Below are 17,281 nucleotides of genomic sequence, written 5' to 3' on the forward strand. Positions count from 1 at the left end.
AATAATGAATGAGTAACGAATAAGGCGTGAGAAGAATATTGTAAAAATTAGCGTGCATGAGAAGGTTTTTTTCTTATAGATGCGAATACAATTAAATGGTATGAGTTTTAGGATGGAGAGTGGAAATATTGCGTTTTGTAACGGCGAAGAAAGAGGAAAAGGTATTTGTAGGTATTGTAGACGAAGAGGAAGAAAAAGTACTGCACTTAAGAGAAGCGCAAAGACAAAAAGGGGAAAAGGTTACGATTCCGATTACAATGTTAGAGTGTATTGAAAGAGGGACTGAATGTCTTGAGAAAATATGTGAAATTGTACATTGGGCAAAGGAAAATGAAGGGGTAGCGTATTATCCGTTAACAGAGGTGAAAATATTAGCACCAATTCCAAGGCCAAGAAAGAATATACTTTGTGTTGGGAAAAACTATCGTGAACATGCAATCGAGATGGGCGGAGTAGAGTCTATTCCGGAAAATATAATGATTTTTACGAAAGCACCAACAACAGTTATTGGAATTGATGAGAAAATCAATGGGCATTCCCACGCAACGAATGAACTAGATTATGAAGGGGAACTAGCTATTGTTATTGGTAAGCGCGGGAAGCAAATAAAAAAAGAAAAAGCGCTTGACCATGTTTTCGGATATACAGTTATAAATGATGTAACCGCTCGTGACATTCAAAGGAAACATAAACAGTTTTTCCTTGGAAAAAGCTTCGATACGTTTTGTCCGATGGGACCGTATTTAATGCATAAATCAATGGTTGAAACGCCGAACGCATTACACATCGAAACAGTAGTAAATGGAGAAGTAAGACAAACTTCAAACACAAATAAAATGATTTTTTCAATTGAAGAAATTATTTCAACTATAAGTAAAGGGATGACATTAGAACCAGGCGATATTATCGCAACAGGAACGCCGTCTGGTGTCGGAAAGGGCTTTACACCACCGAAGTTTTTACACGCTGGTGATGAAGTGGTCATTACAGTAGAGGGAATTGGTACTTTGCGAAATGTAGTGAAATGAAGAAAAAAGCTATCTTGTATAAAGATAGCTTTTTCTATGGTCTCGGGTTATAGAGGTAATCGATAACGGCAAAAGTGTAAAGACCAATTAATGCAAGTGTACAAATGCCAAATAATATAACCGCAAGTGCGCTTTTTTCTCGTCCAAATCCAATAATAGTAAGAATAACAGCAGTCCAAAATGATGCTTTCAGTAGTGTGAGTGTAGTAGGAGTTGAGTAATGAAGCCATGTTGTGGAAAGGATGAAACCAAAGAATGTAACTAAAATAAAAGCTGTAGCTAAATAGTTAATATGTTTACCATATCTTAATAGCATGTCGCACCTCCTTTTATGGATTAAAATACAGAAAATTTAAATTTTATTTTAGTATAAATCACCATAAAAAGAAAGAGGTTGTCCTAACGTGTAGGACAACCTCTCTATCATTACGATAATACAGCTTTAATTTTTTGGAATGCCCACTCTAAATCTTCTTCAGAGATTACTAGAGGTGGTGCGATACGAATTACATTTTCGTGTGTTTCTTTACATAATAGACCAGCTGCTTTTAGTTGTTCACAGTAAGGACGAGCTGGCTCGTTTAATTCGATACCGATGAATAAACCTTTACCGCGAACGTCAGTGATCATTGGGTTATCAATTTCTTTTAATTGCCCAACTAATTTTTCGCCTAATTGAAGAGAACGCTCTGTTAATTTTTCTTCTTCTAACACTTCAAGAGCTGCGATAGAAACAGCACATGCAAGTGGGTTACCACCGAATGTAGAACCGTGAGAACCTGGCTCGAATACACCTAAAATGTCGCGGTTTGCTGCAACGCAAGAGATTGGGAATACGCCGCCACCAAGTGCTTTACCAAGTATGTACATGTCAGGAGTTACATCGTCCCAGTCGCAAGCAAATACTTTACCGGTACGGCCTAAGCCTGTTTGGATTTCATCTGCTACAAATAAAACGTTTTCTTTTTTACATACTTCAAGAGCTTCTTTTAAGAAACCAGCTGGTGGAATGTTAATTCCTGCTTCACCTTGAATTGGCTCTAAAATGAATGCTGCTGTATTTGGTGTAATTGCAGCTTTTAACGCTTCTAAATCACCGTAAGGAATTACAATAATGCCAGGAAGCATTGGACCGAAGCCACGCTTGTACTCTTCGTTTGATGACATAGAAACAGCACCCATCGTACGTCCGTGGAAGTTATCTTCACAAACGATGATTTCAGCGCGGTTTGCTTCTACTTTTTTCACATCATAAGCCCAGCGGCGAGCTGTTTTAATTGCAGTTTCAACAGCTTCTGCACCTGTATTCATTGGAAGTACCATTTCTTTATTAGTTAGTTTCGCAACTTTTTCGTACCAAGGGCCTAATTGATCACTATGGAAAGCACGAGAAGTTAACGTAACACGATTAGCTTGGTCAATTAAAGCGTTAATAATTTTTGGGTGACGATGACCTTGGTTAACTGCAGAATATGCACTTAATAAGTCCATATAGCGATTTCCTTCAGGATCTTCTACCCAAACGCCTTCTGCTTTAGAAATAACGATTGGAAGTGGGTGATAGTTATTTGCTCCGTATGTGTCTGTAAGTTCGATAATATCCTTAGTTTGAATCATGATTGTTCCCCCTTTTGTTATTACAAGAAGTTTGTAAATACTCTAAATATTATATCATTTAAATGTAAAAAAGCGAAACATTTCCTGAAAATAAATGAACATGTTATCATATAGAGTGAAAAAGTGTGAAAAGAGGAGGTAGGGGATACGATGGTACATATGCATATTACAGCATGGGCGTTAGGTTTAATTTTATTCTTCGTTGCGTATTCACTTTATTCAGCAGGAAGTAAAGGGAAAGGTGTACATATGGGGCTTCGTCTTATGTACATTATCATTATTGTGACAGGTTTCATGTTGTACATGGGTATTATGAAGACTGCAACAAGTAACATGCACATGTGGTACGGTTTAAAAATGATAGCTGGTATTTTAGTTATCGGTGGAATGGAAATGGTTCTTGTGAAAATGAGCAAGAATAAGGCAACAGGGGCAGTTTGGGGATTATTTATTGTCGCACTAGTAGCGGTATTTTACCTTGGACTGAAATTACCGATTGGTTGGCAAGTATTCTAATAAAAAATAAAACCACCGTATCTCTCAAATGTTTGGGGGATACGGTGGTTTTTATTTTTATGTCGCATCGATATGCAACTCTTCTCCATTTACTTTCGTAAAACGGAAAATATTTTTATTTGAAGAAGAGTGACGAACGAAATGGTGCTGCAGTGTACAGATCATCTCTTCATTATCAAATAAAAGAATATTTACTCCCTCGCATGCTTCCTCTTTCGGTAAGAAGGATAAAAAATTATGGCAATACATGCAATCATATAGAGAGTAATGAAGTGATTGCAATGATTCTGTTAATAACGCAAAAACAGAATCGGGTAATTCCTCAAGCCATTCATGATAGCTAAGGAGTAATTTTTTACGAATGCGTATCATTTCCCCGTTTTGGAGGGGATGTTGTTCATTTGCGATTTGCAATATGTTTTGTTCATAAAAACGGGCTGGTAGCCAGTTGTTGTTATATAAAACCTCAAAGCCATCTTCGGCAATATCTTCTAATAAAAATGCTTCATCATTTTCATCATCAAAGAATACCCATTCATTGTTTATATATTCTACATTACCGACTGAATGAGCACGAGGCTGGTTATATAAAATATGTTTACGTTGTATCATACACGATTTCTCCTTTATGAAAAGTAGTTATTCTTGTTATAGACAGTTCGCGCGTTCTTTATAACTAGACACATCCGGACATAGGTGGGCATACAATAAAACACGTTTTACTGAGTGAAATTACTATTCCGTATACGGATGGTAGGTTATCGTCAAGTTTGTCATTTTTTTGTATCCGCACTTTTAGAGTGGGGATTACTGCACGTTCAGGAAAAGTAATAAGATGGAAGGATGATTTATATGTGCGGGATTACAGGATGGGTGGATTATAAACGCTCATTAGAAGGAGAAAGGGCCGTCGTTATGAAGATGGCTGAGACGTTAGCGAAGCGTGGCCCAGATGATAATAAAGTTTGGATTAAGGGTAATGTCGCGTTTGGGCATAAACGGTTAATCGTTGTTGACCCTGAGGGTGGTAAACAGCCGATGACTTGTTTAAAGGATGAAGCGAATTATGCAATTTGCTATAACGGCGAACTTTATAACACGGAAGACATTCGAAAGGAACTTTTAAGAAGAGGATATACGTTCAAAGGTCATTCTGATACGGAAGTATTATTAGCATCGTATATTGAATGGAAAGAAGAATGTGTCGATCATTTAAACGGTATATATGCGTTTGCTGTATGGGACGAACGGAAAGAACAAGTATTTATTGCAAGAGATCGATTAGGTGTAAAACCGCTATTTTATAAATATGATAGTGGACGATTACTATTTGGCTCAGAGTTAAAAGCGATACTAGCGCATCCTGATGTGAAGGCTGAAGTAACGTTAGAAGGGTTATCAGAAATATTCGGCCTCGGACCATCTAGAACGCCTGGTCACGGTATTTATGCTGGTATAAAAGAATTACGACCGGGCCACGCAATGACATTTTCAAAAAATGGTTTATGTATATGGAGATATTGGAATGTAGAAAGCAAAAAACATGAAGATTCCTTTGAAGAAACAGTAGAGAAAACACGCTTTTTATTACAAGATGCTATTACAAGGCAACTCGTTTCTGATGTACCGTTATGCACTTTTTTATCAGGTGGTGTAGATTCAAGTGCTATAACAGCAATTGCCGCAAAAGAATATGAAAGATCAGGGAAAGGGCCATTACACACGTATTCTATTGACTATGAAGATAATGAAAAATATTTTAAAGCAAATGCATTCCAACCCAATTCAGATGCGCCGTTTATTAACTTAATGACTGAAACGTTTCAAACGACTCACCATCGTTGCGTCATTTCAAATGAACTGCTAGCAGAGTGTTTAACAGAAGCGGTGCTCGTTCGTGATTTGCCTGGTATGGCAGATATCGATTCCTCATTATTATGGTTTTGCCGCGAAATTAAACAAGACTTTGTCGTCGGTTTATCTGGAGAATGTGCAGATGAAATCTTCGGTGGGTATCCATGGTTTTATAGAGAAGATGATTTACAATCAAGTGCATTCCCATGGATGCGCTCTACAGAAGCACGTGAACAACTTCTGAAGAAAGAATGGAGAAGTAAATTAAATTTACAACAATATGTACAAAGGCGCTATGAAGAATCCATTCAAGAAGTTCCTATTTTAGAGGGAGAAAGCCCACTGGAAGCGAAGAGACGACAATTATTTTATTTAAACATGGTATGGTTTATGACAACATTATTAGACAGAAAAGACCGCATGAGTATGGGAGCAAGCTTAGAAGTGCGCGTTCCATTTGCGGACCACCGACTTGTCGAATATGCGTGGAATATTCCTTGGGAAATGAAAATGTATGAAAACCGCGAAAAAGGTCTATTGCGTAAAGCTTTAGAAGGGATACTTCCACATGACATTTTATATAGAAAGAAGAGTCCTTATCCGAAAACGCATAACCCGCATTATACAAAAGCGGTAACAGTATGGCTACAGGATTTATTAACGGATAAAGGCTCAATTTTGCATGAATTGTTTGATAAAGAGCAATTGAATGGATTAATCCACTCAGGCGGAAGTGCATTCCAAACACCTTGGTTCGGTCAATTAATGACTGGGCCGCAACTTCTAGCTCATTTAGCACAAATTCACGTTTGGTTTAAAGAGTATGGGGTAAATATTAAAGAATAGCAGAAAAGCGGCTTACATGTACGTGAGCCGCTTTTTTTATTAAATAAATTGTCATATAAAATTAAAAACCACCTTATAAATAATATTTATTTAGAATTATTATTTTGACGTACTTATTATTGCTTGTTATAATTGGAAACAAACGTTCTTGAAAAAGATTCTCATTTTCAAAAATTGAGGTGTGAAATAGATGGCAAAGAAAAAAATAGGTTTACTCGTAATGGCGTATGGAACGCCGGAGTCATTGGATGATGTAGAAGCGTATTATACACATATCCGTCATGGGCGTAAGCCAACAGAAGAAGCGCTCCAAGATTTAATCGGGCGTTATAAAGCAATTGGTGGAATATCACCGCTTGCGAAAATTACGAAAGAGCAAGCGCATAAATTAACGGATTCAATGAATAATATATTTACAGAGTATGAATTTACTTGTTACTTAGGATTAAAACATATTGCACCATTTATAGAAGACGCAGTAGAAGAGATGAAGAAAGATGGGATTGAGCATGCGATTAGTATCGTATTAGCACCGCATTACTCTACATTCAGCATTAAAGCATATAATGAACGCGCGATTCGTCTTTCAGAAGACATTGGTGGCCCTGTTATTGAACCAATTGAACAATGGTACGATGAACCGAAGTTTATTTCCTATTGGGCAGATCAAATAAAAGAAACGTTTACAAAAGTTAAAGATAAAGAAAAAGCAGTCGTAATTTTTTCGGCGCATAGTTTACCAGAAAAAATTATTGCAGCGGGTGATCCATATGTAGAGCAATTACGGCAAACAGCAGATTTAATTGCTACAGAAGCAGGTGTAAAGCACTATACAATTGGTTGGCAAAGTGCAGGAAATACACCAGACCCATGGATTGGACCAGATGTGCAAGATTTAACGAGAGATTTGTTTGAAGAGCATGGATATGAATCTTTCGTATATTGCCCAGTTGGATTTGTGGCAGAGCATTTAGAAGTTTTATATGACAACGACTATGAATGTAAGGTTGTAACGGATGAATTAAACGCCCAATATTTTAGACCGAATATGCCAAATGCACAACCTGTATTTATTGATTGTTTAGCTGAAATTGTTTCTAAAAAAATGAAGGGAATAGTTGACAAAGATTTAATTTTGAATAATAATTAGTTTATAATAATTTTAAATAAATAATAATTACTACGAAAGAAAGAGGAGGATCCCCAGATGAATCCAAATAATCGCTTAACAACAAACCAAGGTGCTCCAGTTGGAGATAACCAAAACTCTCGTACAGCTGGTCGCCGTGGACCGGTATTGTTAGAAGACTATCATTTAGTAGAAAAACTTGCACATTTTGATCGTGAGCGTATTCCAGAGCGTGTTGTGCATGCGCGTGGTGCAGGTGCTCACGGTGTATTCGTAACGAAAAACAGCATGAAGCAATATACGAAAGCCGCATTTTTACAAAATGAAGGAACTGAAACGCCTGTATTTGTTCGTTTCTCAACGGTTATTCATGGTCAAGGTTCTCCGGAAACAGCTCGTGATCCACGTGGGTTCGCTGTTAAATTTTATACAGAAGAAGGAAATTACGATATCGTAGGTAACCACTTACCAGTCTTCTTCATTCGTGATGCAATTAAATTCCCTGATATGGTGCATTCTTTAAAACCAGCACCTGATACAAACATTCAAACGCCAGATCGTTACTGGGATTTCATGACGTTAAGTCCGGAATCTACACATATGATGACGTGGGTATTTTCTGATTACGGTACACCAGCGAGTTATCGTGAAATGGAAGGTTTCGGTGTCCATTCATTTAAATGGATTAATGCAGAAGGTAAAATCGTCTATATTAAATATCACTGGAAACCACAGCAAGGTGTACGTAACTTAAATGCAAAAGAAGTGCAAGAAGTGCAAGGGAAAGACTTCAACCATGCAACTCGTGACTTGTTCGATGCAATCGAAAAAGGAAATTATCCGAAGTGGGATTTACACGTACAAGTAATGCAACTAGATGAAACGGATTCTTTAGACTTTGATCCACTAGATCCAACGAAAGTATGGCCAGAAGATCGTTTCCCATTAATGGAAGTAGGAACAATGACGTTAAATCGTAATCCGAAAAACTTCTTCGCGGAAGTAGAACAAGTGGCGTTCTCTCCGAGTGCAACTGTAAATGGTATTGAACCATCTGAAGATAAATTATTACAAGGACGTTTATTCTCTTACCCAGATACACAGCGTTATCGCCTTGGTGCAAACTACTTACAAATTCCTGTAAACTGCCCATATGCAGCTGTTCATAACCAACAACGTGATGGTGCGATGCAAATGAATCAAAACCCATCTACAATCAACTACGAACCGAGCCGTCATGCTGAAAATCCGGTTGAAGATCCAACTTACCGCGATTCAACTATGAAAGTAGAAGGCTACGTATCTCGTGAAAAAATTGAGAAACCAAATGACTTCAAACAAGCAGGTGAGCGTTACCGTTCATTTTCTAAAGAAGAGCAAGATAACTTAATTGCAAACTTAACAAACGACTTAAAAGACGTAAATGAGCGCACGAAATTATTAGCTGTTTGTAACTTCTTCCGTGCAGACCAAGGGTACGGTATGCGTTTAGCTCAAGCGTTAAATGTTGATATTACGCAATATGTAGGGAATGCTCCGAAATAAATAGAAAAAGACGACCGGTTTTCGGTCGTCTTTTTATGTGTAAAATAAGCTTTACACGGGGTGTTTTTCGTTTTCATCATGTCGGAATTTGTTGGTAAATCGATATTTTGTGTCGAAACGTCGATATAATGAAAGAATCGCTGATATATTTAAAAAATCGTCGATATATCCGAATAATCGCTGATATATTCATGAATATACCAACTAGGGTATACCACCGACAGTATAATAAAAAGAGATGCAATCTACTAGTAGTAGATTGCATCTCTTTTTTAATTCACTCGCTCAGTATACTCATAAGCCTTCTCACCGTGCATCGAAATATCAAGTCCCATATGTTCTTCGTGCTCATCTACCCGAACAGGGAGGAAGTAGTTGATCGCTTTAATAATGGCGTATGTCATTATAATTGTGAATGCATATGTTGCTCCGATTGCGACAAGTTGTTTAAATAGTAAAGCTGCGTTTCCGTAAAACAGACCGTTAGCGCCATCACCGTTTACAGTAGTAGTTGCGAAAAGTCCAGTTGCAATACCGCCCCAAGTTCCTCCGATGCCGTGACATCCGAATGCATCAAGTGTATCGTCGTACCCGAATTTCGTTTTTAAGAAGAAGACAGCACCGAAACATAATACGCCGCCAATTGCTCCGATAAGAAGGGCGGAGAAAGGTGTAACAAATCCGCAAGCTGGCGTAATTGCGACTAGACCGGAAACAACCCCGCAAGCAGCTCCCATCGCAGTCGGTTTCGATTGGAAGAACCATTCAGATAGCATCCAAGTTAGAGCAGAGGCAGCGGCGGCTATATTTGTATTAATAAATGCAGTTAAAGCGACGTCGTTTAATGATAATGCACTCCCGACGTTAAAACCGAACCACCCGAACCATAGTAAACCTGCACCTAACATCGTAAATGGTAAATGGTGAGGAGAGGTACCGTTTATGTTTTTTCGTTTTCCGAGGAAAATCGCTAATACAAGACCGGCAACACCAGAAGTGATATGAACGACATTACCACCAGCGAAGTCTAACGCGCCAAGTTCTCTTAGCCATCCGCCAACGCCCCATACCCAATGAGCGACGGGATTGTAAACGAGTGTTGTCCATAGAAGAATAAAAATAAGAAAGGCAGAAAAACGCATTCTTTCAGCGAATGCACCTGAAATTAAAGCTGGAGTTAAAATAGCGAACATGAGTTGGAACATCATAAATAAATTGTGAGGAATAGTAGATGAGTAGTCTGGATTTGGTGCGTAGGTAACTCCGTTTAAGCCGAACCAATCGAGATTGCCTATAAGTCCGTGCCAATCTGGTCCGAAAGATAAAGAATAACCGATTACAATCCACTGAATTGAGACGATAGCCATTGCGCTGTAGCTGTGCATCGTTGTGCTCAATACATTTTTACTACGAACCATGCCTCCGTAAAAAAGTGCTAATCCTGGTGTCATTAACATGACCATTACTGTCGTTACAAACATAAAAACTGTATCTCCCGTATTCATTCAATCTCCTCCTGTAATGTTAGAAAATGTTACATTGTTTGTTATGTTTCATATCATATTCGAAATTGAGGTGAAAATCAACTGAATTTTTAGAAAATTTTATTAATCATGTAAGAAAATCTAACATTATGTATTTTTGAAGGAATGAAATCAGCGTATGCGATTTGTTTAGAAAATTGGTATAATATTCTTACAATTAAAAAACTTGGGGGATGCGTGTGGAAAAAATACGGACTAGGAACCTATTCATTTGTTTTTGTTTAGCTGTCGTTTTGTTTGTACCAATACATACTTTTGCAGATGAAAAAAGAGAGTGGCGAGATGAAGTCATATATTCGATTATGATTGATCGCTTCAATAATGGAGAACCGAAAAATGACAAGCAGTTAGACGTTGGTAATTTAGAAGGTTATCAGGGCGGAGATATAAGAGGAATTATAAAAAGGCTGGATTATATAAAAGAAATGGGTTTTACGACTGTTATGCTTTCGCCACTTTTTGAAAGTGGACAGTATGATGGATTAGACGTGCGAAATTTTCAAAAAGTAAATGAACATTTCGGAACAGAAAATGATCTGAAAGAGCTTGTAAAAGAAGCTCACGAAAAAGGAATGAAAGTTGTATTTCAATTTCCATTTGGAGAAAACGAACAACAAGTAATCGACTCGATGAAATGGTGGGTAAAAGAAGTCGATTTAGATGGAAGTTATGTAATACATAGTGAAAAAAAGCCGCGTTCTTTCTGGGGTGACGTTCAAAAGGATATGCAAGTGATAAAGAAAGATTTTCGTATTATGACAAAAGAAGATAGTGAATACAATGAAAAAATAGTAGAATCGTTTTCCGAAGCGGATGTATCGGTGAAATCGTTATATGATGTGAGTAAAAAAGAAGGGGAGTTTGTTACGTTTTTAGATAATCAAGAAACAAAAAGGTTTGCACGTATCGCAAAAGAAAATATGTATTATCCGCCATCACGTTTGAAACTAGCTCTTACCTATTTATTAACATCACCAGGAATTCCGAATTTTTATTACGGAACTGAAATTGCATTAGATGGAGGAAGTGTACCGGATAATCGCCGATTAATGGATTTTAAATCAGATGAAAAGTTTATGCAGCACATAACAAAGCTTGGCGAACTTAGACAAATGAGACCATCTTTACGACGTGGTACGTTTGAACTTTTATATGATAAAGATGGAATGAGTATATTAAAACGAAAGTACAAAGATGAAGTAACATTAGTAGCAATTAATAATACGAAAGAAACACAAAAAGTTTCCTTACCTGCAAGTGCAATTGGTGAAAAACAACAGTTAAGAGGATTGTTAGAAGACGAAATTATAAGAGAAGAAAACGGGAAGTTCTATCTCGTTTTAAAGCGCGAAGAATCGAATGTGTATACTGTTAGTAAAGAAACAGGTGTGAATTGGTTATTTATCTCCTTAATCGTCGGTGTGAACGTATTATTTATTGCGTTTTTAATTGCGGTTAAAAGGAAACGCAGATGAGGTGAGATATTTGCAGAAAAAGAAGTTGCTCGCTCTATGTTCATGTCTTCTTATCGTATTTGTAAGTTTGTATTTTGGGGACATCGGTGACGATAGGGAATTTGTTCGGTGGGGTGATAGTATTCATTCTGTTAACACAGCAGTTCTTAAGAAAAATAATATTCAATACAAAATCGAAAATGATAAAGTGTATATTCCGAAAAAATCATTTGATAAAGCGATATGGTGCTGCTCTTAATAAATACAAAAACTCCTCTAATTAAGAGGAGTTTTCTTTTTAGCGATAGTTAATGAATTGTACGTCAATCGGTAAGTCAGCACTGCGAACGGCTGCGATTACTGCTTGTAAGTCATCACGGCTTTTCGCTGTAACACGTACTTGATCATCTTGTACTTGTGTTTTCACTTTTAATTTCATTTCTTTAATGATGTTGTTAATTTTTTTCGCGTTATCTTTATCGATACCTTGTTGCAACGTTGCGCGTTGGCGAACAGTGTTACCAGTCGCAGCTTCCACTTTTCCATAGTCCAAGTTTTTAATTGGAACGTTACGTTTTACAAGTTTAGAAATTAAGACGTCTTTTACTTGGTCTAATTTGAACTCGTCGTCAGAAGTTAAAACAAGTACTTCTTTTTCTAGTTTAATATCACTTTTACTTCCTTTAAAGTCATATCGGTTTTGGATTTCCTTTAATGCGATGTTAATTGCGTTTGTTACTTCAGGTAATTCTACTTTCGAAACGATGTCAAAAGAACTATCTTTTGCCATAGTTAGCACCTCCAAATAAATTTCTAATCTTTTTATGTACTGTACATACTAAAGTATAGCTGAAAACGAGCTTAGACTTAAGTGTTTTCATACTTATATTCATGTAACCTCACTTTATTATAGTGAATTTTGGGCAGTTGGACAAATAAAGGAAAAATCGTGTTATAATTAACTTTTGTTTGGAATGATAAAAAAGATAACTTTATATATATAGAAGGGAATTAAAAAATATGTATTTGCAATTAGGATCGATTGAACAGGTAACTGTTTTACGCGAAACGGAAATCGGATATATGGTTGGGAATGAAGAGGAAGAAATTTTCCTACATAAAAACGAAGTAGCTGGAGAAATTGAAGAAGGCGATACAATTGATGTATTCTTATACCTTGATCACCAAAATCGTATTTCAGCAACAATGAAGGAGCCAATTATTACAACACATGATTGGAATTGGGTAAAGGTTGTAGAAGTTATTCCTAGTTTAGGTGTGTTTGTTGATATTGGTGTATCAAAAGATATACTAATTCCACTTGATGAGTTCCCGATTTATATGCCAGTATGGCCAGAAGTGGGCGACGAATTATATTGTACGTTAAAATTAACGAATCGTGATCGTTTAATCGCTCTTCCAGCAAGAGACAGTGATATGCAAGAAATTATCGTAGATGCGACGCCATCTATGCGTAATAAAAACGTCAATGGACGTGTGTATCGTTCACTTCAAGTTGGTTCATTCATACTAACTGATGAGCATTTCCGTGCTTTCTTACACCATACAGAAAGAAAAGAACAAGTCCGCATCGGTGAGCGTGTAACAGGTCGTATTATTGACGTGAAAGATGACGGTACAATCAACATTTCACTTCTTCCTCGTAAAGAAGAAGGAATGGAAGATGATGCTGCAGTAATTTATGAATATATGGAAGAAAGAGGCGGAGCAATGCCGTTTTGGGATAAGAGCCACCCAGAAGACATTAAAGAACGTTTCAATATGAGTAAAGCTGCGTTTAAGCGTGCGCTTGGTAAAATGATGAAAGAAGAAAAGATTTACCAAGAAGAAGGTTGGACTTACTTTAAGAAATAAAGTGAATGAAAAAGAACTATTTTTTCTCTAAATTTTTAAGAGAAAAAATAGTTCTTTTTTTTATTATAAAGTAGATAAAAAGTAAATAAGGTGTAATAAAACGTTTAATCTACAAATATTTTACTGTATTTATAAGGAAAAAAGAATATAAGATGGTAAATTGTCGGAAAATATACATTTTTAGAAAAAAAGACACAATATTGTCGTTTTTATATTGAAGACCATCAGAAAATTCTTTAAATTGTTAATTGTAAGAATGAAAACAGATGAGAATGGCCACGTACGTACGTATATCGCACCGAATGATGCTGGTGCAACGTATAATTATGATCAAACAGGGAAACTATCGGATTTAGCTATTGCAACACCAAAGCAAATGCTACTATTAGAGAAATATGAGTATGACAAAACAGGAAACCGTACGAAGATTAAACATGAAAGTTCTGATGGGAAAATAACGGAAACAAATTACGTATACGATCCAATTAATCAATTATTAAAAGAATCTACACCAAATGGAACAGTTAGAGACTACACGTATGATGGATTTGGCAATCGTACGTGTGTGAAAGTAACAGAAAATGGAAAAGAAACGAAATCAGTAATCGCAACATTTAACGAAGGAAATCAACTTCTAAAATTCGGAAACGAATCGTTAACGTATGACGCAAATGGTAACCGTACATCTGATGGGAAATACACATACACATGGAACGAAGCAGACCAACTTGTTGCTGTAACGAAAAAAGGGGAAGGCAAACCGTTCGCAACATATAAATACGACAACGAAAACCGTCGTATTGAAAAGAACGTAAACGGACAAGTAACCCGTTACTTCTACGACGGTGACAGCATTAACCCGCTATACGAAACAGACGGAAACGGAAAAGTCCTCCGACAATACGTTTACAACAAAGACGGCGTCCGCCTAGCAATGAAAATACAAGATCAATCGGTATATTAACATTATAACTCTCGTGGTGATGTAATTGCGATGACAGATCAAAATAGAGAAGTTGTCGCAACGTATGAATACGATGCATGGGGTAACGTCCTAAAGAGTGAAGCAAAAGGAATCGCAGCGGACAATCCATTCGGATATAAGGAGAAAATATGGATAAATATATTGAAATACACAAACCTGCAACGGAAAAAAACGAATATTTTCTAGTATTAGATGAGCATGATAATTTTGAAAATGATAAAATTTTGAATTTGTTATCAACAATTAATAGATATATAGTTGATGTTGATACAAGCATGGAACAATTTATGGAAACAATGATGTCGAAATTTCATTTATATCTTTTAGTGAATTGTGAAGGGGTTCAAGAAGAATTAACAAAGGTGCAAAATTATATTTGGGAAAAAGAATTAAAAGAGTTAAACTGGAAAAAGTCGATCGTAAAGAGCGCAATTTTAATAAACCAGTATGATCCTGCAACTGATATTTTCGATGTGATTTCTCCTGTATGTATGGAGGGAAGCCTCATGTTCCTTTTCTCTGAAAAGGAAGTAAACGAAAATGAGTTAGAGAGTATCATAAAGTATATGAAATTTGATCGGACAAGAGTATATTTCAATAAAGAAACAATTGAACTGGCGGGGGAAATGGGTTATATAGTAGGGCATTTTGAAGATGAGTATTATATAGTATCTTTACGTTCGGAAAAGCAAGTATTTGTTTGCTATGCAGAAGAATGTATCATAGGCTAGAATACAAGCAATAAAACATGAAATAAAAAAAGCACAGTCTTATCTTTTTAAATAAGACCGTGCTTTTTTTAGTTTCCCCGCTCAAATATAAGAGAAAATGTATCGTTTAATTCACTATCATTTATTTTAATATTTGCCTTTTTTAATTCGTCTTGTAATAGTTTTTGACTGAATGTAGGGTCAGCGATACGTTCTTCTTCTAAGTTTTTACGAATGGAGTCTTTCACTTCATTGTAAGGCTTTAAATCCTTTTTATCAGTTAATTTAATAATGTGATAGCCGTTCGTTGATTTGACGGGATTGCTAATTTCGCCAACTTTTAGTTTGTAGGCAGCTGTTTCAAATTCAGGCGCCATTGTACCTGAATTAAAGTATCCGAGGTCTCCGCCTTTTTCTTTTGATAGTAGATCTTGTGATTCTTGTTTTGCTAATTCTTCAAATGAAGCACCAGCGTCTAGTTTTTTCTTTATTTCTTTCGCTGCATTTTCATCGCTTACTAAAATGTGACTCGCTTTAATTTCTGGTTTATAGTGGTCTTTCACGTCTTTTTCTGTAACGCTTTTCTTAACCGCTTCATGCAGAGCGAGTTTGAACTTCATTTGATTTTTGAAATCAGCCTCATCTTTTAAACGATTGTTTTCTAAAAATCCTTTGAATTGGTCTCCAAATTGATTTTTTACTTTTTGGACCTCGTTATCTACATCATCGTCAGATACTTTATATTTTTTCGTAATAACGTCGTATGCCATCATTTCGTATAGCATGTCTTTTCCGTAACGATCTTTCAATTGTTTTTCGAAGTCGCTCTTCGTAATGGTTGAGTCTGTTGCTGTAGCGACTGTAGCTGAGCCATTCTTTTGTCCGCAAGCAGAAAGCATTAATATACTTATTAGTGCAGTAATAATGAAAATATGTTTCCCTCTCATGCTAACACCTCATCCGAATATGTTATCGCTATTGTAGAATATAGAAGTGAACATGAAGTGAATTTTTAATGTTTTTTCCTGTGAAATGTAAAAAAAGTACATCAACAATTATGTTGATGTACGATGGGATCAAAGGTGATCAGTCTTCTTGGAATATGCGCGCTTGCCCTGCTGAATATTTTTTTGCTCTTGCTCATTTTTTTGCGTGCGTTTTGCATTATTATCGCGAGCTTTTTTGTCGTTATCACTCGTATGTGGCATATGTATCAACTCCATTTCTAAACGTTGTACGTTTATCATTTCCTTTTTCGTAAAGACTATGTATAGCGGTGCATTTATGAAGGGTAAAGGTGGATTAGAGATGGATTTGAAGTTGAATTATACCGAACTTATTAAGAAATTAATCGTTGTAATTATCGCAGGCTTATTAAATGCGATTGGAATGAATTTGTTTTTAACACCAGCGAAAGTGTACGCGAGTGGCTTTGCTGGATTGTCTCAATTATTATCACAAATATTAGGTGATTTTTTATCTATTCATATATCTACAGGAGTATTGTTTAGTTTGTTTAATATTCCTGTCGTTATTTTAGCGTGGAAAAAGGTTGGGAAGGCTTTTACGTTTTTTAGTTTTCTATGCGTTATATTTATGACCTTGTTTTTAGAAATTATCCCAGTTCGAGCGGTTTCGAACGATATTATACTAAATGCAATTTTTGGCGGCATTATTTCAGCGATTGGGGTAGGGGTTGCGTTAAAATGGGGTGCTTCTACAGGTGGTTTAGATATCATTGCGATGATTTTATCTAAGATAAAAGATAAACCTGTCGGTACATACTTTTTCTTTTTTAATGCAATTATTATTATCGCTGCGGGTTATGTATATGGGTGGGAGAAAGCGTTATATACGTTAGTAACTTTATATGTATCAACGAGAATTATTGATGCCATCCATACTCGCCATGTGAAAATCACAGCGTTAATCGTTACGAAAAATGGTGCAGACGTACGAAAGGCGATTCACTCACGGTTAGTGAGAGGGATTACAACTATACCTGCAACAGGTGCTTACACAAATGAAAATAAGGAAATGTTAATGATGGTTATTACTCGTTACGAGTTGTACGAATTAGAAAGGGTTATTAAACAAGTAGACCCAGGTGCGTTCACAAATATACTGCAAACGGTCGGGGTATTCGGATTGTTTCGAAAAGATTAAAGAGGACCAAAG

At 36.5% G+C, this 17,281-nt stretch carries 17 protein-coding genes and 1 pseudogene; 11 read left to right on the top strand and 7 right to left on the bottom strand.

What is annotated here, in order from left to right; genetic code table 11:
* Positions 1-128 precede the first annotated feature (128 nt).
* Positions 129-1,028, top strand: a complete 900-nt coding sequence (locus tag JDS81_RS14410) for a fumarylacetoacetate hydrolase family protein (protein WP_176281010.1) — start codon at positions 129-131, stop codon at positions 1,026-1,028.
* A gap of 34 nt (positions 1,029-1,062) precedes the next feature.
* Here JDS81_RS14410 and JDS81_RS14415 read toward each other — a convergent pair whose 3' ends face one another.
* Positions 1,063-1,344 carry a hypothetical protein gene (locus JDS81_RS14415; protein WP_000926856.1) on the bottom strand — a complete coding sequence of 94 codons (282 nt, stop codon included), beginning with the start codon at positions 1,342-1,344 and terminating at the stop codon, positions 1,063-1,065.
* A gap of 110 nt (positions 1,345-1,454) precedes the next feature.
* Entirely contained in the window at positions 1,455-2,645 is a 1,191-nt protein-coding gene (gene rocD, locus JDS81_RS14420) for an ornithine aminotransferase (RefSeq protein WP_000616647.1), read from the bottom strand.
* Between the two features lie 150 nt (positions 2,646-2,795).
* Here rocD and JDS81_RS14425 point away from each other — a divergent pair, with 150 nt between their 5' ends.
* The gene (locus JDS81_RS14425) at positions 2,796-3,161 is read left to right on the top strand and encodes a YisL family protein (RefSeq protein ID WP_097953206.1); all 366 of its coding nucleotides are present in this window, start codon (positions 2,796-2,798) and stop codon (positions 3,159-3,161) included.
* A 57-nt stretch (positions 3,162-3,218) separates the two neighbouring features.
* Here the strand turns inward: JDS81_RS14425 and JDS81_RS14430 are convergent, their stop codons facing one another.
* Positions 3,219-3,773, bottom strand: coding sequence for a DUF2777 domain-containing protein (locus JDS81_RS14430; protein WP_097953207.1), 555 nt, complete (start codon positions 3,771-3,773; stop codon positions 3,219-3,221).
* A 240-nt stretch (positions 3,774-4,013) separates the two neighbouring features.
* Here JDS81_RS14430 and asnB point away from each other — a divergent pair, with 240 nt between their 5' ends.
* The 3 genes from asnB to katB all read left to right on the top strand — a co-directional run bounded on the left by asnB (position 4,014) and on the right by katB (position 8,535).
* Positions 4,014-5,861, top strand: coding sequence for an asparagine synthase (glutamine-hydrolyzing) (gene asnB / locus JDS81_RS14435; RefSeq protein ID WP_000333956.1), 1,848 nt, complete (start codon positions 4,014-4,016; stop codon positions 5,859-5,861).
* 190 nt (positions 5,862-6,051) lie between these two features.
* The gene (hemH, locus tag JDS81_RS14440) at positions 6,052-7,011 is read left to right on the top strand and encodes a ferrochelatase (RefSeq protein ID WP_088055481.1); all 960 of its coding nucleotides are present in this window, start codon (positions 6,052-6,054) and stop codon (positions 7,009-7,011) included.
* Between the two features lie 57 nt (positions 7,012-7,068).
* Positions 7,069-8,535, top strand: a complete 1,467-nt coding sequence (katB, locus tag JDS81_RS14445) for a catalase KatB (protein ID WP_097953208.1) — start codon at positions 7,069-7,071, stop codon at positions 8,533-8,535.
* A 272-nt stretch (positions 8,536-8,807) separates the two neighbouring features.
* Here the strand turns inward: katB and JDS81_RS14450 are convergent, their stop codons facing one another.
* The gene (locus tag JDS81_RS14450) at positions 8,808-10,040 is read right to left on the bottom strand and encodes an ammonium transporter (RefSeq protein ID WP_097838065.1); all 1,233 of its coding nucleotides are present in this window, start codon (positions 10,038-10,040) and stop codon (positions 8,808-8,810) included.
* Between the two features lie 218 nt (positions 10,041-10,258).
* Here JDS81_RS14450 and JDS81_RS14455 point away from each other — a divergent pair, with 218 nt between their 5' ends.
* Positions 10,259-11,554, top strand: a complete 1,296-nt coding sequence (locus JDS81_RS14455; RefSeq protein WP_252199166.1) for an alpha-amylase family glycosyl hydrolase — start codon at positions 10,259-10,261, stop codon at positions 11,552-11,554.
* Between the two features lie 10 nt (positions 11,555-11,564).
* Entirely contained in the window at positions 11,565-11,792 is a 228-nt protein-coding gene (locus tag JDS81_RS14460) for a hypothetical protein (protein WP_097953210.1), read from the top strand.
* A 39-nt stretch (positions 11,793-11,831) separates the two neighbouring features.
* Here the strand turns inward: JDS81_RS14460 and JDS81_RS14465 are convergent, their stop codons facing one another.
* A complete protein-coding gene (locus JDS81_RS14465) occupies positions 11,832-12,323 on the bottom strand; it encodes a YajQ family cyclic di-GMP-binding protein (RefSeq protein WP_001040146.1) in 492 nt (163 codons plus the stop codon).
* 230 nt (positions 12,324-12,553) lie between these two features.
* Between JDS81_RS14465 and JDS81_RS14470 the strand changes: the two genes are divergently transcribed.
* The 3 genes and pseudogenes from JDS81_RS14470 to JDS81_RS14480 all read left to right on the top strand — a co-directional run bounded on the left by JDS81_RS14470 (position 12,554) and on the right by JDS81_RS14480 (position 15,124).
* On the top strand, positions 12,554-13,408 hold the full coding sequence (locus tag JDS81_RS14470; RefSeq protein ID WP_000281281.1) for a CvfB family protein: 855 nt from the start codon (positions 12,554-12,556) through the stop codon (positions 13,406-13,408).
* A gap of 241 nt (positions 13,409-13,649) precedes the next feature.
* Positions 13,650-14,510 (top strand): annotated as a pseudogene (locus JDS81_RS14475) (RHS repeat domain-containing protein); the annotation flags it as partial.
* An 11-nt stretch (positions 14,511-14,521) separates the two neighbouring features.
* Positions 14,522-15,124, top strand: coding sequence for a hypothetical protein (locus JDS81_RS14480; protein ID WP_016108001.1), 603 nt, complete (start codon positions 14,522-14,524; stop codon positions 15,122-15,124).
* A 68-nt stretch (positions 15,125-15,192) separates the two neighbouring features.
* On the opposite strand, the gene prsA is transcribed toward JDS81_RS14480, so the two are convergent.
* Both prsA and JDS81_RS14490 read right to left on the bottom strand, forming a co-directional pair.
* Positions 15,193-16,050: a peptidylprolyl isomerase PrsA gene (gene prsA / locus JDS81_RS14485; protein WP_097953211.1), complete on the bottom strand. Its 858-nt coding sequence runs from the start codon at positions 16,048-16,050 to the stop codon at positions 15,193-15,195.
* Positions 16,051-16,179: 129 nt separating this feature from the next.
* Entirely contained in the window at positions 16,180-16,311 is a 132-nt protein-coding gene (locus JDS81_RS14490) for a DUF3941 domain-containing protein (protein ID WP_001120851.1), read from the bottom strand.
* A gap of 100 nt (positions 16,312-16,411) precedes the next feature.
* Between JDS81_RS14490 and JDS81_RS14495 the strand changes: the two genes are divergently transcribed.
* A complete protein-coding gene (locus tag JDS81_RS14495; protein ID WP_000364440.1) occupies positions 16,412-17,269 on the top strand; it encodes a YitT family protein in 858 nt (285 codons plus the stop codon).
* The last annotated feature ends 12 nt before the right edge of the window (positions 17,270-17,281 follow it).

Origin of the sequence: Bacillus cereus group sp. N31 (assembly GCF_016483245.1) — a bacterium.
GTDB lineage: Bacteria > Bacillota > Bacilli > Bacillales > Bacillaceae_G > Bacillus_A > Bacillus_A toyonensis.

Coding starts and splice junctions, on each gene's coding strand:
- katB (WP_097953208.1), top strand. CDS start 7,069: ATGAATCCAAATAATCGCTTAACAACAAACCAAGGTGCTCCAGTTGGA.
- asnB (WP_000333956.1), top strand. CDS start 4,014: ATGTGCGGGATTACAGGATGGGTGGATTATAAACGCTCATTAGAAGGA.
- JDS81_RS14430 (WP_097953207.1), bottom strand. CDS start 3,773: ATGATACAACGTAAACATATTTTATATAACCAGCCTCGTGCTCATTCA.
- JDS81_RS14470 (WP_000281281.1), top strand. CDS start 12,554: ATGTATTTGCAATTAGGATCGATTGAACAGGTAACTGTTTTACGCGAA.
- JDS81_RS14495 (WP_000364440.1), top strand. CDS start 16,412: ATGGATTTGAAGTTGAATTATACCGAACTTATTAAGAAATTAATCGTT.
- JDS81_RS14450 (WP_097838065.1), bottom strand. CDS start 10,040: ATGAATACGGGAGATACAGTTTTTATGTTTGTAACGACAGTAATGGTC.
- hemH (WP_088055481.1), top strand. CDS start 6,052: ATGGCAAAGAAAAAAATAGGTTTACTCGTAATGGCGTATGGAACGCCG.
- rocD (WP_000616647.1), bottom strand. CDS start 2,645: ATGATTCAAACTAAGGATATTATCGAACTTACAGACACATACGGAGCA.
- JDS81_RS14480 (WP_016108001.1), top strand. CDS start 14,522: ATGGATAAATATATTGAAATACACAAACCTGCAACGGAAAAAAACGAA.
- JDS81_RS14415 (WP_000926856.1), bottom strand. CDS start 1,344: ATGCTATTAAGATATGGTAAACATATTAACTATTTAGCTACAGCTTTT.
- JDS81_RS14465 (WP_001040146.1), bottom strand. CDS start 12,323: ATGGCAAAAGATAGTTCTTTTGACATCGTTTCGAAAGTAGAATTACCT.
- JDS81_RS14490 (WP_001120851.1), bottom strand. CDS start 16,311: ATGCCACATACGAGTGATAACGACAAAAAAGCTCGCGATAATAATGCA.
- prsA (WP_097953211.1), bottom strand. CDS start 16,050: ATGAGAGGGAAACATATTTTCATTATTACTGCACTAATAAGTATATTA.
- JDS81_RS14425 (WP_097953206.1), top strand. CDS start 2,796: ATGGTACATATGCATATTACAGCATGGGCGTTAGGTTTAATTTTATTC.